17 protein-coding genes are annotated in these 26,017 nt (G+C 71.8%); 8 read left to right on the forward strand and 9 right to left on the reverse strand.

The features are described 5' to 3' along the window. Nucleotides 1-272: 272 nt before the first annotated feature. Both C6361_RS01060 and C6361_RS01065 read left to right on the forward strand, forming a co-directional pair. Nucleotides 273-3,113, forward strand: coding sequence for an immune inhibitor A domain-containing protein (locus C6361_RS01060; protein ID WP_107266441.1), 2,841 nt, complete (start codon nt 273-275; stop codon nt 3,111-3,113). A 165-nt stretch (nt 3,114-3,278) separates the two neighbouring features. After that, nucleotides 3,279-5,444: a glycogen debranching N-terminal domain-containing protein gene (locus C6361_RS01065; protein WP_234359245.1), complete on the forward strand. Its 2,166-nt coding sequence runs from the start codon at nt 3,279-3,281 to the stop codon at nt 5,442-5,444. Here C6361_RS01065 and C6361_RS01070 read toward each other — a convergent pair. After that, nucleotides 5,407-6,918, reverse strand: a complete 1,512-nt coding sequence (locus C6361_RS01070) for a PLP-dependent aminotransferase family protein (RefSeq protein WP_234359246.1) — start codon at nt 6,916-6,918, stop codon at nt 5,407-5,409. The two genes, C6361_RS01065 and C6361_RS01070, sit on opposite strands and share 38 nt — an antisense overlap. Before the next feature lie 46 nt (nt 6,919-6,964). On the opposite strand from C6361_RS01070, the gene C6361_RS01075 reads away from it, so the two are divergent. Beyond that, nucleotides 6,965-7,906 (forward strand): aldo/keto reductase, encoded by a 942-nt coding sequence (locus C6361_RS01075; protein WP_107259685.1) that lies wholly within the window; start codon nt 6,965-6,967, stop codon nt 7,904-7,906. A gap of 155 nt (nt 7,907-8,061) precedes the next feature. Here the strand turns inward: C6361_RS01075 and C6361_RS01080 are convergent, their stop codons facing one another. Further along, nucleotides 8,062-10,749, reverse strand: coding sequence for a M14 family zinc carboxypeptidase (locus C6361_RS01080; RefSeq protein ID WP_107266443.1), 2,688 nt, complete (start codon nt 10,747-10,749; stop codon nt 8,062-8,064). A gap of 184 nt (nt 10,750-10,933) precedes the next feature. On the opposite strand from C6361_RS01080, the gene C6361_RS01090 reads away from it, so the two are divergent. Continuing rightward, entirely contained in the window at nt 10,934-12,334 is a 1,401-nt protein-coding gene (locus tag C6361_RS01090) for an aminotransferase class I/II-fold pyridoxal phosphate-dependent enzyme (protein WP_107259681.1), read from the forward strand. Between the two features lie 70 nt (nt 12,335-12,404). Here C6361_RS01090 and C6361_RS01095 read toward each other — a convergent pair whose 3' ends face one another. Then, nucleotides 12,405-14,735: an LLM class flavin-dependent oxidoreductase gene (locus C6361_RS01095; RefSeq protein ID WP_107266444.1), complete on the reverse strand. Its 2,331-nt coding sequence runs from the start codon at nt 14,733-14,735 to the stop codon at nt 12,405-12,407. 168 nt (nt 14,736-14,903) lie between these two features. After that, complete coding sequence (locus C6361_RS01100; protein WP_107270655.1) at nt 14,904-15,512, reverse strand: flavodoxin family protein; 609 nt, start codon at nt 15,510-15,512, stop codon at nt 14,904-14,906. Between the two features lie 170 nt (nt 15,513-15,682). Between C6361_RS01100 and C6361_RS01105 the strand changes: the two genes are divergently transcribed. Next, the gene (locus tag C6361_RS01105; protein WP_159079111.1) at nt 15,683-15,850 is read left to right on the forward strand and encodes a hypothetical protein; all 168 of its coding nucleotides are present in this window, start codon (nt 15,683-15,685) and stop codon (nt 15,848-15,850) included. Between the two features lie 35 nt (nt 15,851-15,885). Here C6361_RS01105 and C6361_RS01110 read toward each other — a convergent pair whose 3' ends face one another. Together C6361_RS01110 and C6361_RS01115 are read right to left on the reverse strand one after the other, a co-directional pair. Next, complete coding sequence (locus tag C6361_RS01110) at nt 15,886-17,574, reverse strand: hypothetical protein (protein ID WP_159079112.1); 1,689 nt, start codon at nt 17,572-17,574, stop codon at nt 15,886-15,888. 109 nt (nt 17,575-17,683) lie between these two features. Then, complete coding sequence (locus tag C6361_RS01115; protein WP_234359247.1) at nt 17,684-18,334, reverse strand: M23 family metallopeptidase; 651 nt, start codon at nt 18,332-18,334, stop codon at nt 17,684-17,686. 372 nt (nt 18,335-18,706) lie between these two features. Here C6361_RS01115 and C6361_RS01120 point away from each other — a divergent pair, with 372 nt between their 5' ends. From C6361_RS01120 to C6361_RS01130, 3 genes are all read left to right on the forward strand, one after another. Continuing rightward, the gene (locus C6361_RS01120; protein WP_107266447.1) at nt 18,707-20,188 is read left to right on the forward strand and encodes an RICIN domain-containing protein; all 1,482 of its coding nucleotides are present in this window, start codon (nt 18,707-18,709) and stop codon (nt 20,186-20,188) included. Between the two features lie 200 nt (nt 20,189-20,388). Next, nucleotides 20,389-20,841: an NUDIX hydrolase gene (locus C6361_RS01125; RefSeq protein ID WP_107266448.1), complete on the forward strand. Its 453-nt coding sequence runs from the start codon at nt 20,389-20,391 to the stop codon at nt 20,839-20,841. Between the two features lie 162 nt (nt 20,842-21,003). After that, a complete protein-coding gene (locus C6361_RS01130; RefSeq protein ID WP_234359248.1) occupies nt 21,004-22,206 on the forward strand; it encodes a fumarylacetoacetate hydrolase family protein in 1,203 nt (400 codons plus the stop codon). Between the two features lie 69 nt (nt 22,207-22,275). On the opposite strand, the gene C6361_RS01135 is transcribed toward C6361_RS01130, so the two are convergent. The 3 genes from C6361_RS01135 to C6361_RS01145 all read right to left on the reverse strand — a co-directional run bounded on the left by C6361_RS01135 (nt 22,276) and on the right by C6361_RS01145 (nt 25,734). Then, nucleotides 22,276-23,709: a cellulose binding domain-containing protein gene (locus C6361_RS01135; RefSeq protein WP_107270656.1), complete on the reverse strand. Its 1,434-nt coding sequence runs from the start codon at nt 23,707-23,709 to the stop codon at nt 22,276-22,278. A gap of 789 nt (nt 23,710-24,498) precedes the next feature. Beyond that, the gene (locus tag C6361_RS01140) at nt 24,499-24,735 is read right to left on the reverse strand and encodes a preprotein translocase YidC (protein ID WP_107266450.1); all 237 of its coding nucleotides are present in this window, start codon (nt 24,733-24,735) and stop codon (nt 24,499-24,501) included. 285 nt (nt 24,736-25,020) lie between these two features. Further along, nucleotides 25,021-25,734: a hypothetical protein gene (locus C6361_RS01145; RefSeq protein ID WP_107266451.1), complete on the reverse strand. Its 714-nt coding sequence runs from the start codon at nt 25,732-25,734 to the stop codon at nt 25,021-25,023. Between the last annotated feature and the right edge of the window lie 283 nt (nt 25,735-26,017).

The following is a 26,017-nucleotide window of genomic DNA, read 5'->3' on the forward strand; positions in this document are numbered from 1 at the left end:
CTCGCCGGGGGGCCGGAAACGCGATGGGGTCGGCGGACGGGTGTGGGACGTCGCGGCCGTGCGCCGGGAACGCGGCTGATGGACGAGAAGCGCGAACTGCCCGGTTGGACGGTTGTGTGATCCCGAAAAGACAACGGTGGTTGTCCATGGCCGTGACGTCGCATAGCGTCCCTGTCGTTGCCCGCGTGTCCGGACGGATGCGGGCGGTGATTGCTTCGCTCACGCACGCGCGGAAGGGGAGGGACGTGCAACGACTGACATTCAGCGGGGGGATGAGATGGGCAGCCGGGCGAAGGCGCCTGCTCGCGGCGTCGGTACCCGTGCTGCTGGTCGCGGCGGCCGGAATGGCCGTCGGCGGTGCCGGGCCGGCGACCGCCGACCGGGCGGCCCGGTTCACACCGACCGAGCGCGACTTCTACATCAACTATGTGGACCCGAAGGTCGAGCGGCCCAGTGACGGCCCCGAGGTGGTGGTCCAGGGCGGCAAGCGCAAGGTCAAGCGGGCCAAGCCGGATCCGGTCACCGCGTTCGGCCGGAAGTTCGCCGAGGGCAACCCGGTGGCGGCCCGGAGCCTGGCCAGGACCGAGGCCGAGGCGATCCGGACCGGCAGGAACCCCCGGCACATCCGCTACAAGCAGGCCGACGAGACGCAGGTCGCGAAGCTGCTGACCATCCTGGTCGAGTTCAACCCCGACGCGGACGACGACTTCACCGGCGTGATGGTGCCGCGGGCGACGTTCGACGACGCGACCACCCCGGAGAACGAGCGGGAGTGCGTGCCCGGCAACGTCCAGAACGGGCCGCTGCACAACAACATCCCGAACCCGGCGAAGGCCTCCCACCCGGACAACAACTCGATGTGGGTGCCGGACTTCTCCACCGAGTTCTACAACAAGATGCTCTACAGCCGGGAGGGCATCACCGAGCGGGTCCGCACCGACCTGCGTGGCCCGGACGGCCGGCGCGGCATCGACCTGCGCGGCTACACGATGCGCAACATGTACCTGGAGATGTCCAAGGGCGCGTACACGGTGAGCGGCGAGGCGACCCCCTGGGTGACCGTGCCGCACTCCGAGGCGTGGTACGGCGCCGACACCTGCACCCAGGCCGACGGTGAGTGGGTGGCCGGGGCCAGCCAGGACATGAACGGGCACCCGGACAACCCGGCGGGCCCCGGCGCGCTCGGCGTCGACGCGGTCAACGTGCTGGCCGCGCAGAACCCGGACTTCCCGTGGGCCGACTACGACATCGAGGACGTCGCGGACGCCGACGGCGACGGCAACCTCAACGAGCCGGACGGTGTCATCGACCACCTGGTGCTGGTGCACGCGGGCGAGGACAAGTCCGGCGGCGGCGGCGCCGAGGGGCCGTACGCGATCTGGGCGCACTCGTCCGCGATCGTGCCCGGCCACACCATCCCGGGTACCGACAAGATGATCAGCAACTACATCGTCCAGCCGGAGGACTCCGGCGTCGGTGTCTTCGCCCACGAGTACGGGCACGACCTCGGCCTGCCGGACCTCTACGACATCGGCTCCGGCGGCGACTCGGACGTCGACTTCTGGGACCTGATGTCGTCCGGCTCGCACACCGGCCCGATCTTCCAGGGCATCCCCACCCACATGGGACTCTGGGACAAGTTCGTGCTCGGCTGGGCCGACCCGGTGATCCTGAACCCCGGCGACGACCCGGCCCGGGTCAAGCTCGGGCAGACCTCGCGGACCCCGGTCGGCACCGAGGACGGCGTCCGGGTGAACCTGCCGGCCAAGCAGATCAGCCTCTCCACCCCGCACAGCGGGGAGGGGCAGTGGTGGACCAACAACGACCAGTCCTGGGCCGACGTGCGGCTGACCCGCTCCCTTGAGGTGCCGGCCGGCTCCGACGTGCGGTTCTGGCTCTGGAACAACTACTCCATCGAGGAGGACTGGGACTACGGCTTCGTCGAGGTCTCCACCGACGGTGGCAGCACCTGGGCCGAGCAGAAGGTCTTCGACGCGGCCGGCAACCTCGTCTCCACCGACGACGGCGACCCCGACCCGAACGGCCGGCTGCACGACTACGGCAACAAGAAGTACGGCCTGACCGGCAGCACCGGCGGGCAGTGGCGGCACGACTACGTCAGCCTGACCGGGTTCGCCGGGCAGACCGTCCAGCTGCGACTGCGGTACGCCACCGACGCCGCGTTCGAGGACACCGGCTGGTTCACCGACGACTTCTCGGTCACCGCCGACGGCACGACCGTCTGGTCCGACGACGTGGAGAGCGGTGCCAACGGCTGGACCGCGACCGTCGGCACCTTCACCAACACCACCGGTACCGGCTGGAGCATCTCGCCCGGCGAGTTCTCCTACGCGCACTACTACCTCGCCGAGTGGCGCAACCACGACGGCTTCGACGAGGGCCTGAAGTACGCGTACCAGACGAACTACAACCGGGACGGTGCCTGGAAGGTGGACCGGGTGCCGTACAACGCCCCCGGCATGCTCGTCTGGTACCGGGACACCAGCTACGGCAACCTGAACCTGGTCCTGAACAACCTCTACGACCCGCCGAGCATCGGTGCCAAGGGCGGTCTGCTGATCGTGGACTCGCACTTCGACCCGTACCGCCGGCAGGGGACGGCGGCGGCGAAGGACCCGTCGGGGCTGGACAACCTGCCCTCGCGGCCGCAGTCGTCGAACGCGGCGTTCGGCTTCGGCCGGACCTACCCGTTCACCGAGTGTTTCGAGGCGCCGAACGAGCCGTTCAGCGCGTACTGCACCAAGTTCAGGTCCCAGCCCGGGGTCAGGTCCTTCACCGACGCCAAGGGCTGGTACCCGGGCATCGAGTACCGGCCGGACCTGGACGCGGAGAGCCCGCTCTTCTTCCGGGACGCCGACGCGTCGGTCGTGGTCCCCTCGGAGGGGAACGCGCCCTACTCGGTGCGGACCGTGGACCGCAACGGCAAGCCGGCGCGGAGCCAGTACGGCCTCGACCTGGGTGGCGGGGTCGTGACCGGCACCGGCAATCCGGGTGATGCCGGGGTGGACCTCGGCGTCCGGTTCGAGCTGCTCAAGCCCGGCCACCGCAACCAGTGGGCGGATGTCCGGGTGGTGCCGCCCGGCGCACCGTAACCGGTACCGGAGAGATCCACCGGTCTCCAGGGGCCGCCGTCAGCATCCCGCTGGCGGCGGCCCCGCCCGTTTCCCGTTCCTGGCGTTTGGCCCGGTCCCGGCGGCGCCGGCCAGTACCATTACGGGTTATATGCACGCAATCCGCTTCTCCTCTCGGAGGTGCGCGTGACGACGACCGGTCGACGGCGGCCCACCCCCGCCGACCCGAGCCCCGAGCCGTCGCCAGGCGGCCGGGTGCCGAGCGGGACGGATCGGGACCTGCCTCCCGAGCTGGGCCCGGACGCGGTCGGCGTACTCGACGGGTTGTCGTTCATGCTCTCCGACGCGACCGGGGACGTGCCGGCCGGCTCGATCGGCGGGCTGATCCACGAGGACACCCGGTTCCTGAGCCGCTGGGAACTCCTGCTCGGCGGCGTCCGGCCGCTGCTGCTCGGCTCCAGCTCGGTCGACCCCTATTCGGCGGCGTTCTTCCTGGCCAACGCGGAGCTGCCGGAGTTGCCCGCCAACCGGGTCGGGATCCGCCGGCAGCGTTTCGTCGGCGAGGGGATGTTCGAGCGGATCTCGGTGCAGTGCTTCGCCGACGAACCGGTGCCGATCGAGCTGCGGCTGGCGGTCGACGTCGACTTCGCCGACCTCTTCGAGGTCAAGGAGCAGCTCCGGGACCGTTCCGGCCAGATCGTCCGGGAACATACCGCCGACGGCTCCCGGCTCAGCTTCGGCTACCGCAACGAGGGGTTCACGGTCAGCACCGAGATCCGGGCGGTCCCGCCGGCGAGCCGGATCGAGGGCGACGACCTGGTCTGGGACCTCCTGCTGCATCCGGGGGAGAGCTGGGAGGTCGAGCTGCACGTGCCGCTGCACTACGTCAGCGTGCACGTGGTGCCGACCCGTCGAGAGTTCGGCGACGTGTTCGAGGTCGGCAGGGACGACGACTCGACCGGCCGGTGGCGGTCCAGCCGACCCGAGGTGCACGCCGACTCGGACCTGGTCCGCGACGTCTACCACCAGTCCGTGGCCGACCTGGTCTCGATGCGGGTCGAGAAGGAGATCGCCGGGGAGCGGATCGTCTTCACCGCCGCCGGGCTGCCGTGGTTCCTCACGCTCTTCGGGCGGGACTCGGTGATCACCGCCTACCAGGCGCTGATCGGCGGGCCGGAACTCGCCCGGGGCACCCTGCTGACCCTCGCCGCGCACCAGGCCGTCGACCTGGACGACTTCACCGACCGCGAGCCGGGCAAGATGCCGCACGAGTACCGTGGCGGCGAGCTGACCCGACTCGGCGTCAAGCCGCACAACCCGTACTACGGCGCCGCCGACACCACCCAGCTCTGGCTGGTGCTGCTCTCGGAGTACTGGCGCTGGACCGGTGACGAGCAGTTGCTGCACGACGTACGGGAGAACGCCTACGCGGCGCTGCACTGGATCGACGAGTACGGCGACTCGGACGGCGACGGCTACGTCGAGTACGCCACCCGCTCCACCCAGGGCCTGGGCAACCAGTGCTGGCGGGACTCCTGGAACGGGGTGCAGACCGCCGACGGGACGATCCCGGTGCTGCCGATCGCGACCTGCGAGATCCAGGGCTACACCTACGACGCGAAGCTGCGGCTGGCCGAACTCGCCGACGGCCCGTACGCGGATCCGGAGCTGGCCCGGCGGCTGCGCGCCGATGCCGCCGAGCTGGCCGACCGGTTCAACCGGGACTTCTGGCTCGACGACCGGGGCGGCTACTACGCCCTCGGGCTGGACGGGGACAAACAGCCCATCGACGCGATGACCTCCAACATGGGACACCTGCTCTGGAGCGGCATCGTGCCGGCGGAACGGGCCGCGATCCTGGCCCGGCAACTCATGTCCGACGAACTCTTCTCCGGCTGGGGCGTGCGTACCCTGTCGACCCGCGATCGCGGCTACAACCCGATCGGCTACCACCTCGGCACCGTCTGGCCGCACGACAACTCGCTCGTCGCGCACGGGCTGGCCCGGTACGGCTTCCGGGCGGAGGCGAACCGGATCATCGAGGCGATGCTGGAGGCGGCCCGGTATTCCGACAACCGGCTGCCGGAGGCGTTCTCCGGCTACGACCGCTCGTTCGGCCGGGTCCCGGTGCCGTACCCGACCGCCTGCAATCCGCAGGCCTGGGCCAGCGCCGCCCCGCTGCTCTTCCTGCGCACCATGTTCGGGCTGGAGGCGGTCGAGGGGCGGTTCGTGCTCGACCCGGAGGTCCCGGAGCGGTTCGGACGGATCCAGCTCAACCGGGTACAGGGCTTCGGCCAGCGCTGGGAGATCGAGGTCAACGGCCGGCAGGGCCACCTGCGGCTGGTGCCCTGACCTCGACCGCGCCCCGGAGACCGGGAACCTGCACGGGCTGCTGGCGGCGTCGGCCGGCCGCCCCGGCCAGGTCGAGTGCGGTCCGGAGCAGCGCGACCGCCGGTGGGATCTCGGCATCGGTGATGTTGCCGTACCCGAGGACCAGCGCGGGCGACCCGGCCCGCTCCACCCGGTACGCGTCGAGGTCCGCCAGCCGCAGTCCGGCCGCCTCCGCCCCGGCGACCACCGCAGCGGTGTCGGTGCCGGCCGGGAGGTGCAGCAGGACGTGCAGTCCGGCGGCGGTGCCGGCCACCCGGCCGTCCGGCACCCGGGCGGCGAGTTCGCGCAGCAGCAGGTCGCGTCGGGTCCGGAACCGGCGTCGGGCCGCCCGCAGGTGCGTGTCGTACCAGCCCCGGTCGATGAAGGTGGCCAGGGCGAGCTGGTCCAGCACCGGCGGCGGCGCCGCGACGGCGTTCGCCGACCGGAGTGCCGGCAGCAGGGCCGGCGGTGCCACCGTCCAACCCAGGCCGAGGGCGGGGGAGAGGGTCTTGCTGACCGAGCCGACCAGGAAGACCCGGCGGGGGTCCAGGCCCTGCATCACCGCGATCGGCCGGCGGTCGTAGCGGAACTCGGCGTCGTAGTCGTCCTCGACGACGTACCCGTCGACCGCCCGCGCCCAGCGCACCAGTTCGGCCCGGCGGCCGGGGCTGAGCATGGCCCCGGTCGGAAACTGGTGCGCCGCGCCGACCACCACCGCCCGCACCCCGCCCGCCCGGGCCAGCTCGGCCACCCGCAGCCCGTCCCGGTCCACCGGGACCGGGACGGTCCGCAGCCCGGCGCTCGCCGCCGCGTCCCGGAGCCGACCCCAGCCCGGCTCCTCCACCGCCACCTCGGCGATCCCCTCCGCCCGCAGCGCCCGGCAGATCCGGAACAGCCCGTCGGTGATGCCGGCGCAGACCAGCACCGACCCGGGCTGCGCGTCGGCGCCGCGCGACCGGCGCAGGTATTCCGCGAGCGTGCCGCGCAACGCCGGATGGCCGGCCGGGTCGGGTGGACCGAGGTCGTACCGCGCGGCCGAGCCGGTGACCGTGTGCACCGCCTCGGCCCAGCGTCGGCGGGGGAAGGCCCGCAGGTCGGGCAGGCCGGGCGCCAGGTCGTAGCGGAGCGGTGGCAGCGCCGGTCCGGGCACCGCGCGGCGGCGTGCCGGTGCGGTCTCCGGCGACCACGAGACCCGGGTGGCCGAGCCGACCCGGGCCGCGAGGTAGCCCTCGGCGACCAGTTGGGCGTACGCCTCGGTCACCACCCACCGCGAGCAGTCGAGTTCCTCGGCGAGCGCCCGGCTGGGCGGTACGGCGGCGCCGGTCGCGAGCCGGCCGTCCCGGATCGCGGCCCGCAGCGCCCGGGTCAGCCGGTCGTGCAGGGGACGCCGGGCGCGTTCCCGGGGCTCGATCTCCAGCAGGGTGGCCCACGCGGAATTGGTCTGGGATTCTGCCACGATATTGGAGCGTACTGCCCGTCCGATCGCGCCTACCGTTTCAGTCATGACCCACAACATCGCGCTCGGCGCCATGCTCTTCGGCACTGTCCAGGACGAGCGGCGCTCCTTCGAACTCCTGGACCACTTCGTCGAGGCCGGCGGCACCTGGATCGACACGGCCAACTGCTACGCCTTCTGGGCGGACCCCAGCGGGTACGGCGGGCAGAGCGAGGAACTGCTCGGCCGCTGGCTGGCCCGCCGCCCGGGGGTACGCGACCGGATCAGGATCAGCACCAAGGTGGGCTGCGAGCCGACCGTGGCCGGCCGGTTCCCGGAGACCGCGGAGGGGCTCTCCGCCTCGGCGATCAAGCACGGGATCGACGGCAGCCTCCGCCGGCTCGGCGTGGAGCACGTCGACCTCTACTGGGCGCACATGGAGGACCGCCGCACGCCGCTGGCGGAGACGGTGGCCGCCTTCGACGAACTCGTCTCCGCCGGTACGGTCGGCGCGCTCGGCTGCTCGAATCACGCGATCTGGCGGGTGGAGCGGGCCCGGGAGATCGCCCGGACGAACGGGATGACCGGGTTCACGGCGGTGCAGCAGCAGCTCAGCTACCTCCGCCCCCGCCCCGGGACCCGGCCCAGCGTGGTGCACCGGTTCGGTGCGGTCAGCGACGAGGTCGTCGACTACCTGGAGTCCCACCCCGAGATGTCGCTCTGGGCGTACACGCCGCTGCTCGGCGGCCAGTACACCCGGGCGGACAAGCCGCTGCCGCCGGAGTACGAGCACCCGGGCACCGAGCGCCGGCTCGCCGTACTGGACGAGATCGCCGCCGAGACCGGCACCAACCGCAACCAGGTGGTGCTCGCCTGGCTGACCGGGGGCAACCCGGCCGCCACCCCGATCGTCGGGGTGAGCACGGTCGCCCAGTTGCGGGAGGCCCTGGCCGGGGTGGCGCTGGTGCTCACCGCCGAACAGCGGGCCCGGCTCGACGCCGCCGCCTGACCCGGCTGCCGGGCGCCGACGGCCCGGAACCCGGCCCGACGAGCCGGCCCGGCGGATCGGGGGCGGGCGCGGGCGTGCGGTGCCGGGGAACCGGACGCGGGTCCGGGTGGCCACCTCGACGGTGACCACCCGGACCCGGTGCCGTGCCGGCCGGGCTACCGTCCGGCGAGCGCGCCGTCCGGCTCGAACCTCGGCCGGAGCTGCTGGAGCCCGGTCGCGTCCACCTCGGCCGCCGGGCCGTGGTAGATCGCGTTGTACAGCAGGTTGAACTGCGCCCGGGGCAGGGTACGGAAGGTGATCTCGCTGCCGTACGTCACCACCTGTCCCTTGCCGACGTCGAAGGAGGCGGTGTTGACCGTGCCCCGGATGTGCTCGGCGCCGCGCAGGTATCCGCTGGCCAGCACCTCACCCTCGGCCGGGTACTTCGACACCACCGTCCCCTTGCCGGTCAGCTCCCACGCCTGGGTGTCGTAGAGCCAGACCGGCCAGGACTCCGGCATGCCCCAGGCGACCGGGTTGGTCGGGTCGAACTCCTGGTGCAGCAGGCTACCGCCGGTGACGAACTCGTCCTCGTCGTCGGGCAGGGCCGGCTTGATCGGCAGTTTCAGCAGTTCCTGCACGGTCGCCACCGAGCTGCCGATCGCCAGCAGCGTGCCGCCGTCCCGGACGAACTGCGCCAGCTTGCGCCAGCCCTTGTCGCCCACCCCGTAGGCCCAGGAGTACTTCTCGGCGTACTCCTTCGGGTCGAGGCCCTCGACGATGTCGTCCTTGGAGATGCCGTGCGACAGGACGATGGTGTCGTACAGCTCGTTCAGCGACTTCCGCTGGAAGTCCTGCGCCGCGACGACGTCGTAGTTGACGCCGTACTGGTCGAACTGCCACATGTCCCAGCCGCCCGGCATGTTGCCGACGCCCCGGAAGAGCCCGACCCGGGTCTGCGGCTTGAGCTGCACCCCCGCGACGCGCGGCGCCCGGGCCACCGCGGTGACCTGGAGGCCGACCCTGGCCGAGGCGGTCGCCAGCACGTTGCGGGCCTGCGGGGTGGCCGGCACGACGTAGGTACCGGGCGGATAGCTGCCGCCCTGCGCGTCGAACCCCTGCGCGGCGCGGAACGTCGGGATGTTGGCGTCCTGCAACGCCGAGACGAGCTGGATCGTCCCGTACGACTCGGGGCGGACCAGGTAGGCACCCCGGTTGCCGGGGGCGGGCGGCATCGTCACCTGGGGCAGCTTCACCGAGGTGACCCGTTCCAGGCTGGCCTCGAACGGCGCGCGGATCTCGGCGACGTCGACCCCGAGTTGCAGCGGCAGGCTGGTCGTCGCCTCCGCGTACGGCAGCAGCACCGGGCAGTCGCCGCAGTCCCGTACCTCCGGGTACCTGTCGGTGCCGAGCACCTGGTGCGCCCAGTTGCCGCGCGGCTGCCGCATCTTGATCACATAGGAGCCGGCGCCGTAGCGCTTCCCGTCGGCGACGAACTCCGAGGTGGCCCGGTCGATCTCCACCTGTGTCCACTCCAGACGCTGGAGCATCTCGAAGGTCGCGTACGGGTCACGCTGGTCGGCGTCGACCACGAACGCGTAGCTGCCGGCCGGTACGCCCTTGGTCATGTACTCGTGCGGCACCGCGTACAGGTTGTCGTAGAGCAGGTCCCGGCCGTTCTCCGCGGTGTACTCCATCCCGGCGTAGGTGGCGATCTTCGCGTAGTCGACGATGTCCGCCAGGGTCCAGGTGTTGGAGCGGTACGGCTCGATCAGGCTCATCCTGGCCTGCTGCGGGCCGAGCGGGCGGCCGTCCGGCGACACCTGCGGGTAGGCGTAGTCGGTCACCGAGGCGATCTCGGTCAGGTAGACGCCGGAGCCGGTGAACGGGAAGAACCCGACCGGCTGCTCCAGGGTCCAGAAGATGTGGTAATCGAGGCTGCCCACCCCGGTCTTGCCGGCGGCGGCGAGGGCCCGGGCGGCGTGCTGACCGATCGCCGAGACCGAGGAACTCATGTTCGCCGGCACGTTCTCGCTGGTGATCCCCCCGTACGGCGGTACGAAGATCCGGCTGCCGGTGTTCCCCTTCTGGTGCATGATGTGCACGATCGCCGGCCGGTACTTCTTCTCCAGCGCCAGCCGGTACTGCGCCTCGATCTGGGTGAACATCGTCCAGTCGCGGTTGTCGTCGTGCCCGGTGTACTTGTGGTAGAGGTCCGGGTACGTCCGCCGGTAGTCCGTCCCGGCGGTGGAGTTGAAGTGGTCGACGATGAGGTGCTGGCCGTCCGGGTTCTGCGACGGGACCAGCACGATGACCGAGTTGTTCAGGACGTTCCTGGTGAACTCCGAGTCCTCGGTGGCGAGCCGGTGCACGATGTCGTTGATCGCCTGTCCGTTGCCGACCTCGCTGGAGTGGATCGTCGCCTCCAGGTGGTAGAACGGCACCCCCTCCCCGGCGAGCCTGCGGGCCTCCTCGGGGCTGGTGTTGCGCGGGTCGGAGAGCTTCTGGTTGATCTCGACCAGGCGGTCCAGCCGGCGCAGGTTCTTCGGCGCGCTGATCAGCACGGTGGCGTACTCGTTGCCCATCGTGGTGCGGCCGATCGTCTCGTAGTCGACCCGGTCGGAGCGTTCCGCCACCAGTCTCATGTAGCGGAGCACGTCGGGATAGCCGGCCAGTTTCCCTTCGGCGCCCATCTTGAAGCCGAAGTGCTGTTCCGGAGTGGGGATGGGTGCGGCCCGCGCGGTGCCGGCGGCCTCGGCGAGACCGGGGCCGGCGGTGGCGGTTGGTGCGACGGCGGTGGAGCCGACCAGGGCCAACAGGCCGACACAGGCGGTGTACAACAACGGGGGGCGGGTTTTGAGCATCGCGGGACCTTTCGACTCGACATCAGTCGTCGTAGATCGACCGTGCCTGAACGCTAGCGGTGTGAATGAAGATCCACAGTGGGGTCGCTGTTCGCGTTTGTTCGGTCTTCGGTCCCGCTCGGCGGAAGCTCAAGAATGCCTCAACACTGTTGCTCCGGGTGCGGGCCGCGAGGTATCAAGAGCCATGATCGCCGGGGGGCCGCAGCCAGGGATCGGCGACCGGTTCCACCGGGCCGCCGCCGAGGTGCCCACCCGCCGGCCGGATCGGCTGCACGCCCGCGCGCTCGCGTTGATGCTCACCGACCGGTCGGCCCGGGGTATCGCCGACCGGCTCGGCCACCTGATCTACTCCGGGGAACTCGGCGCGGGGCTGCACCTGCCCACCGTGCGCGCCCTGGCCGCCGCGCTGCACGTCGGCCCGACCACGATCGCGTCGGCCTGGGCCCAACTGCGGCAACGCGGGCTGATCCACTCGGATCGGCGGCACGGCAGTTTCGTCCGTGGCCCGGGGCGGCTCGCCGGCCGCCGCTACGCCAGCCTGCCGGCCCCGGCCCGGGTCCGGCTGGACCTCTCCACCGCCCTTCCCGACCCGGCCCTGCTGCCGGACCTGGCCGGCCCGATGGCCGAGGCGGTGCACGGCGCCCGCTGGCGCAGCTATCCCGACGACACCGTGGACGCGCACCTGGCGGCCGTGCTGGACCCGAGTTGGCCGTTCGAGGCCGAGGACTTCACCGTGACCAGCGGTGCGCACGACGCCGTGCACCGGGTCGCCGACGTGCTGCTCCACCCGCACGACCGGGTGGTCGTCGAGGAGGTCGCCGCCGCCTCGCTGCTGGACATCGTCGAGGACCACCGGGCCCGGGCGACCCCGGTGGTCTGCGACGACGAGGGACCGCTGCCCGAGGCGCTCGAACTCGCCCTGGCCGCCCAGCCCAGGATGCTGCTGTTCCAGTCCAGGATGGCCAGCCCGCACGGCCACGCACTGTCCCGGCGACGTGCCCAGGCGCTGGTGCCGATGCTCGCCGACCGGGACATCGTGATCGTCGAGCAGGACACCGCGCACGAACTCGCGCCGGCCCCGGACGTCTCGCTCGGCGAGTACCTGCCGGAGCAGACCCTCCTGGTGCGGAGCTGGAACAAGTCCCACGGACCGCACCTGCGGGTCGGCGCGCTGGCCGGGATCGGGCGGGTGGTGGCCCGGGTCCGGGCCCGGCAGCGCGCGACCGGCAGCTGGCCGTCGGTGCTGACCCAGCGGGCCCTCGCACAGATGCTCACCGACCCGCAGACGCAGGCGGCGATCCGGCTGGCCCGGACCCGCTACCGGCAGCGCCGGCAGCGGATGGTCCGGGCCCTGCACGAGCACGGGCTGGCCCCCACCGGCGTGGCCGGGCTCTCCGTCTGGGTGCACGTCCGCAACGCCGGGGCGGCGATCCGGTCGCTGGCCGCCGACGGCATCGGGATCGCCTCCGGTGCCCCGTTCGTCGCCTACGGCGACGGCAGGTCGCACGTGCGGATCGGTACCACCCTGCCGCACGACCAGCACACCCGGATCGCCCGTACCCTCGGCGAGGCGCACCGGGGCTGACCGGCCGGCGGTCCCGGCGAGGGCCGGCGCACCGACCCCGCGCGGCCACCCGCCGGCCGCCCCGCCGGTCTCACGGGCCGGGCTCGGCTCCCTCGTCGGCGGCGGACCGGTCCGCGTCGTCGTGCGCGGCGGCGTCGGCGGGCGGGATGGGGAAGTTGCGGTCGAAGACGTTGTCGGGGTCGTAGACCGCCTTGAGCGCGCGCAGCCGGCCGAGGGTGGGCTCGGGAAACGCGTCCAGCAGGCGCTCCGGTGCGGTGTCCACCTCGAAGCTGAGGTACATGCCGTCGAGGTGCGGATAGAGCTCGGCCCAGTGCCGGTCGAGCCGGGACCGCCGCTGCGGGACGGTGGCGGCGAGCACCGAGAAGTTCTGGGTCCGGTGTGGATAGGCGGTCTCGTCCCGGGCGACGTCGTTGACGGCGCCGCCGACGGAGCGGAGCTGCATCACCAGTACGTCGCCGGAGCGGATCATCTTCGCCATCGCGCTCGCGGCCGCCGCGTCGACGTGGTGCAGCAGGCCGCTGTGGCTGTCCACCAGCCCCTGGCCCCGATGCTGGTTGCCGGGCGGCGCGACGATCGCCGGATAGGGCACCAGCTGGGCCTGCTGGTCGAGGACCGGTCCGATCTCCAGGAACGGGCTCAGCGCTGCCTCGGCCGCCTCGACGTCGTCACCGGCGTAGACCAGCGTGACCTGGGCCATCGGTGCGGCACCGCGCCGGGCGGGGAAGAGGGAGAGGAAGCTGGTGATCTCCCGGGGGGACTGCTCGACCAACCCGCCCCAGCGCTGGAGCAGCTCGGCCGGCTCCGAGGCGTCCACCACGAGCTGGGCGTAGACGACGTTGCCGACCTCGTACGCCTCCAGTTCGAGGGCGGTGACGACGCCGAAGTTGCCGCCGGCACCGCGTACCGCCCAGAAGAGGTCGGGGTGGTGGTCCCGGTCGACCCGGAGCAGCCGCCCGTCCGCGGTGACGATCTCGGCGGCGACGACGTGGTCGATGGTCAGCCCGTACTTCCGGACCAGGTAGCCGATTCCGGCGGTGGTGGCGAGCCCGCCGACGCCGACGTCGCCGTAGTCGCCGGAGCTCATCGCCAGGCCGTACGGGGCGAGTGCCCGGGCGACGTGTCCCCACCGGGCACCCGGTTCCAGCCGGATCCGCCGGGTTGCCCGGTCGAGCACCTCGACCCGGTTCAGTTTCGACAGGTCCAGCACGATGCCGCCGTCGTTGGTGGAGCGGCCGCTGATGCCGTGCCCGCCGCTGCGTACCGAGATCGTCACGCCTTGCGACCGGGCGTACCCGAGCGCCTCCACCACCTCGGCGGCGCTCTCCGGCCGGATCACCAGTGCGGGCGAGCCCTGCCGGCTGTAGCTGTGCCGGACGCGGTCGTACTCGGGGTCGCCGGGTTCGATCGCCCGCCCGGCCAGCGCGACCGGCAACGCGTCGTAGTCGATGCCCCGGTGCCGCCTGGCCAGCGCGACGGAGGGCCGGACCGGCCCGGTCGCGGTGCCGTTCTTGCGCCGCTCGGTGGCGACCGCCTCGCGCAGTGCCGGTGCCACATCCCGGCCGAACGTCTGGAGCAGGCGCGGGTCGTCCCGGCCGATCAGGAACGCGCTGAACCCCTCGTCGAGGACGAGCGGGAGCAGTTGGTCGACCCACTGCGCGGGCGGCCCCTGTAGGAAGCCGCGTCCGGCGGCGGAGAAGTCGACCTGCATGATGTTGAGCAGCCGGCGGATCTGCCGGGGATCGCGTCCGGCGGCGACCGCCGCCTCGTCGATCAACCGGTTCGCGGTGACCCGGTCCGGGGTGTCCAGGTATTCCTGGGTCGGTAGCCATCCGTCGGCCTTGCGCCCGGTCAGCGCCAGCATCCGGGGCTTGTACGCACCCAGCCAGATCCCGATCTCGTGCGCCGGCGCGGGGCCGCGCCGCATTCCGGGTACCGGGTAGTGCTCGCCGGGCAGTCGCAGCGGTCCCGCCGTCGCGGTGTCCCAGACCCCGCGCAGCACGTCGATCGCCTCGTCCAGCGCCGCCACCCCCGGGCCGGCGCCGAGTCGGCGGGCGCCCATCCCCTCGATCGCGTCCCAGAACGCCCCGGCGCCGAGCCCGAGTTCGAACCGGCCTCCGGAGAGCAGGTCGAGGCTGGCGGCGGCCCGGGCCAGCACGGTCGGCGGGCGCAGCGGCAGGTTGAGCACGTTGGCCGAGACCCGGATCCGCTCGGTACGGGCGGCGACCCAGCTCAGCAGGGTCCAGGTGTCGAGGAAGCCGGGGTTGTAGGGGTGGTCCTGGAAGGTGGCCAGATCCAGTCCGGCCGACTCCGCCAGCTCGGCCAGCTCCACCACCCGCTCAGGCGCCTCCGCACTGGGCGTGATGAACGCCCCGAAGAGCAGCTCATGGCCGTAATCGGGCATTGCTTACCTCCGCGCCCCGTCGGTCAACCGACAGGAACTCTAGGTGAAATATCTTCTGCCACACAACTCATATGGCGAGCAACATATTCCGCGCGGGGTTCGGAGCAGCGTCGGCCCCCTCCAGGGACTCCCGGAGGGGGCCGACCGAACGGTTCCTGAGCTGGCGGGTCAGCTCGACGGGTACGGCTGCGCCGCCAGCAGGTGCGCCAGGTGTGCGGCATTGCGGGCCAGTGTCCTGGTGGCGGCGCCGGTGGTCTCCGGCTTCGGCCCGGCGTCGCGGTAGTCGGTACCGCCCATCGCCTCGCCGACCCAGTAGGTGGACGCGGCGGCGGCGACGCTGAACCCGACGTCGTTGAGTGCCTGGAGCACCTCGGCGGTGACGTGGTGCGCCCCGTCCTCGTTGCCGACCACGGCCACCGCGCCGACCTTGCCGTAGGTCCGCAGCCGGCCCTGCTCGTCGGTCTCGGAGAGTTCGGCGTCGAGGCGTTCCAGCACCATCTTGCAGACGCTGGAGGGCTGACCCAGCCAGATCGGGGTGGCCACGACGAGGATCTGCGACTCCATCAGCTTGGCCCGGATGGCCGGCCACTCGTCGCCGTCGCCCTCGTCGGTGGAGACACCGAATCTGACCCGGTGGTCCACCACCCGGACCACCTCGCCCTGCACGTCGTGGTCGGCCAGCGCGGCGAGGACCTCCCGGCCGAGCAGTTCGGCGCTGGACGGCGCGGGGGAGGGCTTGAGGGTGCAGCACAGGACGAGGGCACGCAGGGTGGGCATGTCGCTCCTCAGCTCGATCTTCCGGTACCCGAAGCCTCCTACCCCGGCGGCTTCCGGCCGAACCATCAGCAGAGATCAGCACCGACAAACCGGCCCGAAGCTCCGGCCCGGTGTGGCACAGTCGTCGGAAGTCGGTGCGGAAGGGTGGGAGACCGGCGGTGGAGACCAACATGACGGAGCGGCTGCTGGACGCGCTCAAGCGGGCCTCGGAGGCGCACGGGGAGCACGAGAAACAACTCGGCCGGGCCGACCCCGACTGGCCGCAGTGGTACGCCGAGCACATGACCCGGACCCTGACCGCGGACGGCTACGAGCTGACCCGGGCCACGCTGTCGTAGCCGCCCGGGCCGGTCCCGCCGGTGAACCCCCGGCGTCAGCCCAGCACCAGCACCCCGTAGTAGTCGAGCCGGTCGACCGTCACCGACAGCCGGCCGTGCCGGCAGGACCAGGCCGGCACCCGCGACCCCGCGAAGTCGGGCGAGACCAGCGTGATCCGCCGGGGGCAGGACGGCAGCTCCACCCGTACGTCGACGCCGGTCTGCGGGATGATCCCCCGCTGGTAGTTGTGGTTGACCAGGTGCAGCGTCCGCGCCCCACTGCCGCGCTGCACCAGCAGGCTCGCCGCGACGTTGCCGGTGCCCACCCGGACCTGCTGCGCGGCGTGCGCGTTGCCGCGGTAGAGCGCCCGGTGCTCCCGGTAGAACCGGGTGTACGTCCGGAAGAAGCCGAGCATCCCGGACTGCTCCGCCGTCGGGCCGCCGATCGTGTCCTTGAGGTGGAAGGCCGGGAAGAGCCCGTTGGCGTACGCCTCGGCGCCGAAGATCTGCCAGTAGTCCCGCTTCTCCGCGAGCGGCAGGTTCTGGTAGTTGGTCATCATGTCGTTGGGCCAGTCGATGAAGACCGCCACCGGCACGTCACCGGCGATCTCGCGGTTGCGCTCCTTCAGGTAGCGGTAGTTGGCCTGCAACGACTTCGCCCCGTTGAGGTGCCCGTCGACCACCGGCACGTAGTCGGCGCCCCGGAAGTCGGGGGTCTGCTCGTCGGGGTTCCACGGATACATCCCGACGCTGTTGAAGTCGACGTACGGCAGCAGCCCGTTCGAGCTGACCAGGAGGTGCCGGTCCGCGCTGTCCCGGGCGTACGCCCGCAGTTCGTCCACCAGCTCCTTCCAGTACCGCCGTAGGTAGCTGGCGGTGAAGGAGTGGTCGTCGGCGTACATCCGGTTGGCGGTGACCCGTCCCCACTCGGCGGCCATCGGGTTGCCGGGGTTGAGCGGGTCGAGGTGCCAGCCGCCCGCCCGCAGGTAGTCGCGGTAGTTGAAGTTGCCGGTCAGGTCGTCGGCGGGCACGTCGGGGCGGACCAGGTTGTCGTCGGTCATCCCGAACCGGGACTTCCAGTCGGCGGCGGTGAAGGCCGGGTACTTCGCCAGCAGGTACCGGTTGAAGTCGGCGATGGCGTGGTCGTCGAAGCCCTCGTTGCCGTTGAAGCCGTACTTCTGCCCGCCGCTGAACCCGGCGTTGACCTCGTCGAGGTTGATCCCGTCCACGCCGCCGTCGATCTGGATCTTCGCCCAGTCGAGCAGGTAGTCCCGGTACCTCGGATTGAAGATGTTGCCCCGGCGGGCCGGGTCGGGGAAGCCGAACTCGTCGTGCGGTACCGGATTGTTCTCCGCGTCCCGGGTCGACATGTCGTCGAAGATCTCGGTGCTGGCGAAGTCGTGCGGGAAGATGACGCTGGCCGTCCCGCTGCCCATGAAGGTGATGCCCCTGGCGTGGTAGCGCCGGATCTGCTCGAAGTTGTAGTCGGCCGCCTCGTCGCCGTTGCTGGACCACTTCCCGATGGCCCGGATGGTGACGTCGGGGACGAGTTCGTAGACCTGCGGGTCCTCCTCGTGCACGTCGGACTGGCTGAAGCCGAAGACGGCGAAGTCCGCCGCCCGGGCGTCGCGGCCAGCCGGGGGCCCGGAGCCGGCCGGTGCGGCCGCGGCGGGCGGCACCGGCAGCATCACCGCGAGTACGACGGCGCAGAGTGCCCGGTGTGGTGTTCCGGATCGCCGTGGCATCGCGTTCCTCCGGTGGCCAGCATTCCCGCGTCCTCCGCCGGCCGGGTGCCGCGCTGCCGCCGGCAGGGCACCGCGAGCATATGCCCGGAGTACCAATATAGAAAGCTGTCTATTGCGGGCAGTTGCCGCTGGTCCGGGTGACCGTGTATTCGGTGTCGTCGTGGGTGATGCCGGACGGCTCGCCGTCGAAGTACGCCTCGACCTTCTGCCAGCCCTGCCGCTGCTCGTAGTGCAGGTGCGGCGCGCCGGAGTTGCCGGTGCTGCCGACCCGTCCGATCTGCTCGCCCTGTTCGACCCGCTGACCGACCTCGACCAGCGGTGGTTCGAGCAGGTGCAGGTACTGCGTCTCCCACTTGCCGCCGTGGTCGATCTTCACCCAGTAGCCGCCGCCCCGGCCGCGCGGACCGTCCGGGTTCTCCGGGGTACGGCCGCCAAGCGAACCGTTGATCCCGGCGACCGTGACCCGACCGCCGTACGACGCGAGCACCGGCCGCCCCCACGCCTCGCCCTCGGTCGGGAAGAGGTCGACGTCGTAGTCGTCGTGCCCGGGATAGGTGCCGAGTTGCCACGCCTCGCCGCAGGCCACCGGCAGTTGGAAGAGCGGGCGCGGACCGGGTGGCCAGAGCAGCACCGCGGCGATCACGGCCACCGCGAGCACGACCACGGCCGACCCGATCGCGGTGATGGTCAACAGGATCCTGGTGGTACGGCTCCGTGGGCGGCGCCGGGCGCGGCGTCTGGTCGGCTGGCCGGTCGTCACCGCCCCGAGGATGGCAGACGACGGCAACCCGCCGGCCGGCGGGTACCCGGCAGGGGAGTTTGTTTCATCGATTGATTTAATCCGGCGGGGTGCCATAGCCTCGCAGGTGCATCGAGGCGGATCGGTGGCGGGCAACCACCTCTCCGTCAGCTCGTCGCCCGTCCGGGCCGGCGACGGCTACCCAGCCCCACGATGACGGCCGACAGGATCCTGATCTTCGGCTCCCACCGTCGCGAACCCGCGTACCGGGACGGCCGCCGTCGCGACCCGGCATCAAATCAGACCAACCCTGGCCCCCGTCGGCGACGCTCCCGATCGGCGATGCGTCGCACCCCACCCGACCGGCCATCCTGTGAGCAGAGAGGATAGTCGATGTCCCAGAGGATTGCGCCGGTGCTCCGGCGTGTGCTGGCGGCGGGCGTGGCGGCCCTGACGGTGCCCGCCGTCGTGGTGGCGGTGTCGGCGCTGCCGTCCCGGGCGGCCGAGGCACCCGCGCACGGCGGTGTCTACACCCTCGCGGTCGGCGCGTCCGGCAAGTGCCTGGAGGTGGTGAACGGTTCGGTCGACAACGGTGCGCTGGTGCAGCAGGCGTCGTGCTCGGCGTCGGCGCGTCAGCAGTGGCGGGTGGTGTCGTCCGGGGGGCGGTTCACCCTGGTGAACGTCGGCAGTACCCGCTGCCTGGACGTGCCGTCGGGCTCGGCGGTGTCCGGGCTGCGGTTGCAGCAGTGGGGCTGCGGCGACGGTACGAAGGTGAACCAGGGGTGGTCCTTCGCGGCCTCGTCGGCGGCCGGAAAATACCGGATCACGAGTGCGGCGAGTGGACTGTGCGTCAGCGACCGGGACGGCGCGGCGGCGGACGGCAACCCGGTCGTCCAGGAGACCTGCGCGGACGTGGCCCGGATGCAGTGGGCCTTCGACCGGGTCGGCGGCACTCCCGACCCGACGCCGACCGGCGGCGGACGGAACTGGTCGAACACGGCCGACGGCTTCGCGCAGGGCACCACCGGCGGGGCCGGCGGACAGACCGTCACCGTCAACACCCAGGCACAACTCAACCAGTACGTCACCGCGAGCGCCCCGTACGTGATCCGGGTCGCCGGCACCATCACCATCAGTCCCAAGGGCACCGAGCTGCGGGTCGCCTCCAACAAGACCATCATCGGGGTCGGCACCAGCGGACACATCGTCGGCGGCGGCTTCTTCCTCGGCGCCGGGGTCAGCAACGTGATCATCCGCAACCTGACCATCCGCGACACCCTGATGCCCGACGACGACCCGGACGACGACGCGTACGACTACGACGCCATCCAGATGGACACCGCGAACCGGATCTGGATCGACCACAACCGGCTGTCCCGGATGAACGACGGCCTGATCGACAGCCGCAAGGACACCACCAACCTGACCGTCTCGTGGAACCACCTGGTCGACAACAACAAGACGTTCGGGATCGGCTGGACCGACAACGTCACCGCCCGGATCACCATCCACCACAACTGGTTCCAGAACACCCGGACCCGCAACCCGAGCGCGGACAACATCGCCTACTGCCACCTCTACAACAACTACCTCCAGAACACCTCCTCGTACGGCAACTACATCCGGGGCCTGACCAAGGGGGTGGTCGAGAACAGCTACTTCGAGAACAGCCGCAACCCGTACTACGTCGAGGCCGGTGAGCTGGTCAACCGGGGCAACGTCCTGGTGAACAGCCCCTGGGACTCCGGCAAGGTCACCTCGAAGGGGTCGGCGTTCAACCCGAGCAGCTTCTACTCGTACACCCTCGACCCGGCTGCCGGGCTGCCCGCGCTGCTGCGCACGTACGCCGGGCCGCAGTCGAACATCGGCACCTGATCCAGCCGACCCGAGCGGCCGGCCCCGCCCCGCGGCCCGGGGCGGGGCCGACCCCGCCTTTGCTCTCCGGGCCGGCATGACCTATGGTTCCTATTCGATGTAGCCGACTCCTTCCCCCGTGGGAGCCGGCTACATCCTTTTTCCGAGACCGTCACCCGGCCCGGCCGGGGAGCCGGACCGCCCGGACGGGGGACCCGACCATGCCGGAGAGCACCCCCGCCCGGCCCCGGGCCTCCGCCGGTGCGCTGATCGTCGACACCGACGGCCGGATCCTGCTGGTCGACCCGACGTACAAACCGTTCTGGAACCTGCCGGGCGGCGCCGTCGACACCGGCGAGACACCCCGGGCGGCCTGCTGCCGGGAGTTGCGAGAGGAACTCGGGCTCGATCTCCCGGTCGGTCCGCCGCTCGTGGTCGCCTGGACGGCGAACGGCCCGGACGGACAGCTCTTCTTCGTCTTCGACGGCGGCGTGCTGTCGCCGGAGCAGCGGGCGGCGATCGTGCTGCCTCCCGGAGAACTCGCCGGGTACGCCTTCGTCCCGCCGGCCGAGGCCCGGGCGCTGCTCGCCGAGCCCCGCCGGGCCCTGCTGGCCGAGGTGCTGCGGGCCCGTGCCGACGGTCAGACCCGCTACCTGGAGCTGGCCGGGGCCTGAGTCGACGGTCCCGCCCCGCCCCGCCCCGCCCCGCCGCGTCGAGTTCGATCTTCGGGCGCTCCGGCGGTATCGTTGCACGCCGCACCCCTGCTCATGTTCCGGGCCGCCGCCGACGGCATCCGTCCCGAGCCGAGTGGTCCCTCGTCACCCTGGGAGTCGCTCGTGACCCTGCCACCGCCCGAGACGACCGCCGACTGGTTTGGGACCGCCGCCGCCGCGCTGCCCGAGGACGCCGAGCAGAGCGTCCTGGTCGGCCGGATCTGGGATCCCGCCGTCGGCGGACCGTCGCCCGTGCTGGTCCGCGACGGCGACGTCTTCGACCTCAGCGCCGAGTTCGCCACCGTGCGGGACATCTGCGAGCTGCCGGAACCCGCCGCCGTGGTCGCCGGGCTCGCCGGCCGGCGGGTCGGTGCCTTCGCCGAGCTGCTGGCCAACACGGGCCGGGCCGACCGGGACCGCGACCGGCCCTGGCTGCTGGCACCGGTCGACCTCCAGGCGCTCAAGGCCGCCGGGGTGACCTTCGCGGTCTCGCTGCTGGAGCGGGTCATCGAGGAACGGGCCCGGGGCGACCTGGGGCGCGCGGCGGAGATCCGGCAGCGGCTGCTCGCCGAGGTGGGCACCGAGCTGGCGGAGCTGACCCCGGGGTCCGAGCAGGCGGCGCGGTTGAAGGAACTGCTGGTCGCCGAGGGAGTCTGGAGCCAGTACCTCGAGGTGGGGATCGGGCCGGACGCCGAGATCTTCACCAAGGGGCAGGTCCTCTCCGCCGTCGGTACCGCCGAACCCGTCGGCGTACTCGCCGCGTCGACCTGGAACAACCCCGAGCCGGAGGTGGCGCTGCTGGTCGCGTCGACCGGGCGGATCGTCGGGGCGACCCTCGGCAACGACGTGAACCTGCGGGACGTCGAGGGTCGCTCCGCGCTCCTGCTGCCGAAGGCGAAGGACAACAACGCCTCGTGTGCGCTCGGCCCGCTGGTCCGGCTCTTCGACGACCGGTTCGACCTGGACCGGGTACGCGGGCTCGAGCTGGCGCTGGAGATCGAGGGCGCGGACGGCTTCCGGCTCGACGGCGTCTCGGAGATGTCGCGGATGTCGCGCGACCCGGCGGAGCTGGTACGGCAGATGCTCGGCCGGCACCACCAGTACCCGGACGGTGCGGTACTGATGCTCGGCACCATGTTCGCGCCGATCCAGGACCGGGACCGCCCGGGGGAGGGCTTCACGCACAGGGTCGACGACGTGGTCCGGATCAGCTCCGCCCCGCTCGGCACCCTGGTCAACCGGGTCCGGCACAGCGAGGAGTGCGAGCCCTGGAACTTCGGCATCCGCGACCTGATGGCCAACCTGGCCGGGCGGGGACTGCTCTGAACCGGGCCGGGGCCCGGTGCGGAGGCTGCTCGCCGCCACACCGGGCCCCGGGACGATCGCTGGGGCGAACTATCCGGCCGAACAGGTGGGACTCATCCCCGTCCCGGAACCCGACCCCTGGAAGCCGAACTCGGTCGACTGGCCGGCGGCGATCGAGCCGTTGAAACTGACGTTGCTGAACTGCACCGCACCGGTGTTCCCGCTGCGGTTGGCGTTCCAGACGTTCGTGACACTGGCCCCCGACGGCAGGGTCATCGAGACCGTCCAGCCGTTGACCGGCGCGGAACCGGCGGTGACCCGTACCGTGGCGACGAATCCGCCCGTCCACTGGTTGAGCGACACCGTCGCCGAGCAGGCTCCGCTGACCGGCGGGGTGGTCGGCGGCCGCGTGGTGGGCGGGGTGGTGACCGGCGGCGTGGTCGGCCCACCGGTCGGCGGCGTGGTGGGCGTCGTGCCCGGACCGTCGGTCAGGGTCGGGGTCTGCCAGTCCCGCCACTCGGCCAGGTTGCCCGCCTTCCGGCTGGAGATCCGCATCGTACCGGCGGCGTTGCCCGTCTTCAGCAGGAACTTCTGGAGGTTCTGCTGGAGCGGGGTACGCCACTCGGACCGGACGGCGCAGTGCGTGCCGTCCTGGACGTCGGACCAGTAGGTGATGTTGTCGCCGGCCCCGAGTGCCTTGTAGACCTCGGCACCGCCCAGCGCCGCCACGCTGCCGGAGCGGGCGCCCAGCCAGTCGACGTGCGGGTTGTCCATGATGAACAGGCCGCGCGGCGCCACCATCCCCACCATCTGGTGGGTGTCGACCGGCAGGCTGTTCGGGTTGCCGGTGAAGGAGCTGAACGCGTCACCCAGCCACGGCTGCTCGCCGTACGCACTGCTCAGCGGCTGTGCCCCACTCTCGGTGGCGATCGAGCGGAAGGCGCCGACGCCGCCGCTGCCGGACTCGATCGGCATGGTCAGCGCGATGCGCTGGTCGAAGACGCCGATGGTGAAGGCGCCCTTGCCGTACCGGGAGCAGCCGGTCACCCCCATGGCGTCGGCCCGGAGGATGTTGCCGCCGGAGGACTCGATCACGTCGATGATCCGGCTCACGCCCCAGGCCCAGGCCATCAGGATGCCGGTACTGCTGGACGCGCCGTAGATGCTGTAGAAGGCGCCCTGCTTGTTGTTCCGCGGGGTGCCCTCCCGGCCCACGGCCAGCGGGTCGAAGCTGATGGTGGCGACCCCGGCGGAGCGGATGGTGGAGGTGTCGGCGCCGAGCCCGCCCACCACGACGACGGCCGGGAAGGGGCCGGTGCCGCTGGGCAGTTGGACGCCGGCCGAGAAGCTCGCGCTGCGGCCCTGGTCGGAGACGTTCACCGTGATGCTGGAGCTCGACACCGTCCCGGTGACGGTGGCCGGCTTCGCGGGTTTCTGGCCGTAGACGTGCCGCTCCGCGAGCTCCCTGGTCTCGGCCCGCCGGCAACGCCAGTCGGCCTTGCTGGTGATCCGGGTACCGTCCATCTTCCGGAACGGGTCGGGAAGCCGGGAGTTGGATGTCGAGGACCCCGAGCCGGGTACGGGACAGTCGGCGCCCTCGTCCTCGACGCCAGAGGCGGCCACGACGACGTCGGCGGCGGCCTCGGCGGTGGTTGTCGTTCTCGCTACTACAGTTACCGTTCCGACGACCGCGAGCGCCGCTACCGCCAGCGTGACGACCGTCGAGCGGAGGCTAGAGCAGCCCGAGTTGGTGGCCACCAGGGCTCTCCTTCCGGGTGGGGTGATGGTCTCGCCAGCAAGTAATCGATGATCACCGATGCCGACTTGATAAGTTTCAGGCAAGGCGGTGAAACATGTCAATGCTGCTCCGGTGCCGCCGGATTCTCTCGCTGACCGTCGCCCCGTGATCACTTCAGGTGGCCGGCTCCGGAAGCTCCGCCGCGTCGGGTGACCGCCGGTGCGGGAGGTTCCGCTGGCCAGCGCCCTCGGCGTGGACCTACCGCCCGACCGGCCACATCCACCCGGACCCGGCCGAGAGCGGACGCCGCGAACCGGCGTGACGAGAAACGGCGCCGCTACCCGGGTGCCCCGGGGCCGCGGCGCCTCCCGCCGAACACCGGCGACGACCTCCGGGACCGCCCCGCCGGGCGGCCTTTTCCGGTACGCGTTTCAGCGCCGTCCACCGGGGCGGGGGCGCTCACGGTGTCGGCTCAGTGCGCGTGATCGGCTTACGTGCTCGGCTCAGTGCGCGGTGTCGGTTCAGTGCACGTGATCGGTTCAGTGCACGGAATCGGTTCAGTGCACGTGATCGGTTCAGTGCACGGAATCGGGGTGCCCGGTCGTCGCCGAGCTGCCGCCGCTGCCGCCGGACGCCCCACCGGCCATCCCGGAGCCGTCGTCCTCGGTGACGATGTCCGGCCTCTCGTCCGTACCCGACGGGGCCGGGACCTCCGTGTCGGCGACCACCTGGGTCAACCTGGCCTGACCCTCCTCGTCCTCGGCGCGGTCCAGATCGACCGGCTGCTCACCCTGGCGCGCCCGGTATCCCATGACCGCCCTCCCGACTTCGCTCCCGGACGCGGCGGTCGCCCGCCGATGCCCACCGAGGGCCCGTCCGCGCGGTGCGCATACCCACGGCGGGCCCGGAGTCACCCGCCGGCCGGGCGGATCTGTGCCGGGCGAGCAACCCGGGGCCGACCGGCGAAACGGACATCCGGGCATCGCCGGAACACCGCCCCCCGCGCCGGCCCGGGGGACCGTCGCCTCCGGCGCCCCGGCTCCCGTGCCCCGCGCCGATCGGGTCGGTCGGGTCGGTCGGGTTGGCCGGCGGTGCGCTCAGGCCAGCAGGGCCGGGCGCATCTCCGCGCCCAGGTTGATCGCGCTGACCACCCGGTGCCCGCTGGGGTCGTAGACGTCGATGTTGTTGTTGCGCCGCATCAGCTCCCGGGCCGGCGGCGGCAGCCGGGGCGGGTCGTCCATCGCCGCGCGGATCTGCCGGGCGGTCGAGATCAGCCGGTTGGCCAGGGCGGCGGCGTCGACGTCCGCCCGGACCCGGCCGTACTCCCAGCCGGCGGCGGTGAGGTCCAGCACCTCGAACACGTGTCGCAGCAGCGGGCTCGGGTCGGTCATCCGCACCAGCCGGGGCGCCCGGGCGCCGACGACCGCCACCGCCCCGGCCACCTGGACGTACGGGTGGAAGTCGCACCGCAGCGCCAGCAGCGGCCAGCGCAGCTGGGGCCCGGCCTCCCGCCACAGCGGCCGGTAGTTCCGCCGGTCGACCACGAGCCGGCGTCCGGTGCGCCGGTACAGCTCGGCGGCCTGGGCGAGGAGGTCCGCGTGGGCCGCGTCGGCGAACTCCCCGACGACCCGGGCCGCCACGAGCAGACCGTCGTCACCATCCAGCAACCGGCTGACCGCATCGGCCTGGTCGGCGAACCGGACCTGCCCGCCGGCACCGAACCGGTGCCGAAGGTCCTGGAGGAGGGCCTCCTGTCGGGCCGGATCGTGCTGGATCTGCCTCCGACCCAGCAGGCGCTGGAACCACCGCATGTCGTCTCGTTTCAGCAGCCGACTGAAGAACGCGGCAATGCTACAAGGTGCGGCCGACGGAAGCGGGCACCGCCGCGTCGACACCGGGGAGCGGCCCGGCTCCGCGGGTCAGCCCCGCTGTCCCTCGTGAGAACGGCGGGGCCTCCTTGGCGCTGGGTTCCAGGCGCACCACGGCAATCCCGGCGATCCTACCGGCGATCCGGCCTTGACGATCTTCGCGGTGGGTCGGACCGCGCAGCGGGCGTCGGCGACCCGGGAGGCCGACACTGTGTACCGTCACCGT

This window comes from Plantactinospora sp. BC1 (genome assembly GCF_003030345.1).
Lineage (GTDB): Bacteria > Actinomycetota > Actinomycetes > Mycobacteriales > Micromonosporaceae > Plantactinospora.

What these genes read in the sequence shown, in the direction of transcription:
- C6361_RS01100 (WP_107270655.1), bottom strand. Translation starts at nt 15,512, where the DNA reads ATGCCCACCCTGCGTGCCCTCGTCCTGTGCTGCACCCTCAAGCCCTCC.
- C6361_RS01095 (WP_107266444.1), bottom strand. Translation starts at nt 14,735, where the DNA reads ATGCCCGATTACGGCCATGAGCTGCTCTTCGGGGCGTTCATCACGCCC.
- C6361_RS01060 (WP_107266441.1), top strand. Translation starts at nt 273, where the DNA reads ATGAGATGGGCAGCCGGGCGAAGGCGCCTGCTCGCGGCGTCGGTACCC.
- C6361_RS01125 (WP_107266448.1), top strand. Translation starts at nt 20,389, where the DNA reads ATGCCGGAGAGCACCCCCGCCCGGCCCCGGGCCTCCGCCGGTGCGCTG.
- C6361_RS01135 (WP_107270656.1), bottom strand. Translation starts at nt 23,709, where the DNA reads ATGGACGGTACCCGGATCACCAGCAAGGCCGACTGGCGTTGCCGGCGG.
- C6361_RS01120 (WP_107266447.1), top strand. Translation starts at nt 18,707, where the DNA reads ATGTCCCAGAGGATTGCGCCGGTGCTCCGGCGTGTGCTGGCGGCGGGC.
- C6361_RS01090 (WP_107259681.1), top strand. Translation starts at nt 10,934, where the DNA reads ATGATCGCCGGGGGGCCGCAGCCAGGGATCGGCGACCGGTTCCACCGG.
- C6361_RS01075 (WP_107259685.1), top strand. Translation starts at nt 6,965, where the DNA reads ATGACCCACAACATCGCGCTCGGCGCCATGCTCTTCGGCACTGTCCAG.
- C6361_RS01080 (WP_107266443.1), bottom strand. Translation starts at nt 10,749, where the DNA reads ATGCTCAAAACCCGCCCCCCGTTGTTGTACACCGCCTGTGTCGGCCTG.
- C6361_RS01105 (WP_159079111.1), top strand. Translation starts at nt 15,683, where the DNA reads ATGACGGAGCGGCTGCTGGACGCGCTCAAGCGGGCCTCGGAGGCGCAC.
- C6361_RS01145 (WP_107266451.1), bottom strand. Translation starts at nt 25,734, where the DNA reads ATGCGGTGGTTCCAGCGCCTGCTGGGTCGGAGGCAGATCCAGCACGAT.
- C6361_RS01110 (WP_159079112.1), bottom strand. Translation starts at nt 17,574, where the DNA reads ATGCCACGGCGATCCGGAACACCACACCGGGCACTCTGCGCCGTCGTA.
- C6361_RS01140 (WP_107266450.1), bottom strand. Translation starts at nt 24,735, where the DNA reads ATGGGATACCGGGCGCGCCAGGGTGAGCAGCCGGTCGATCTGGACCGC.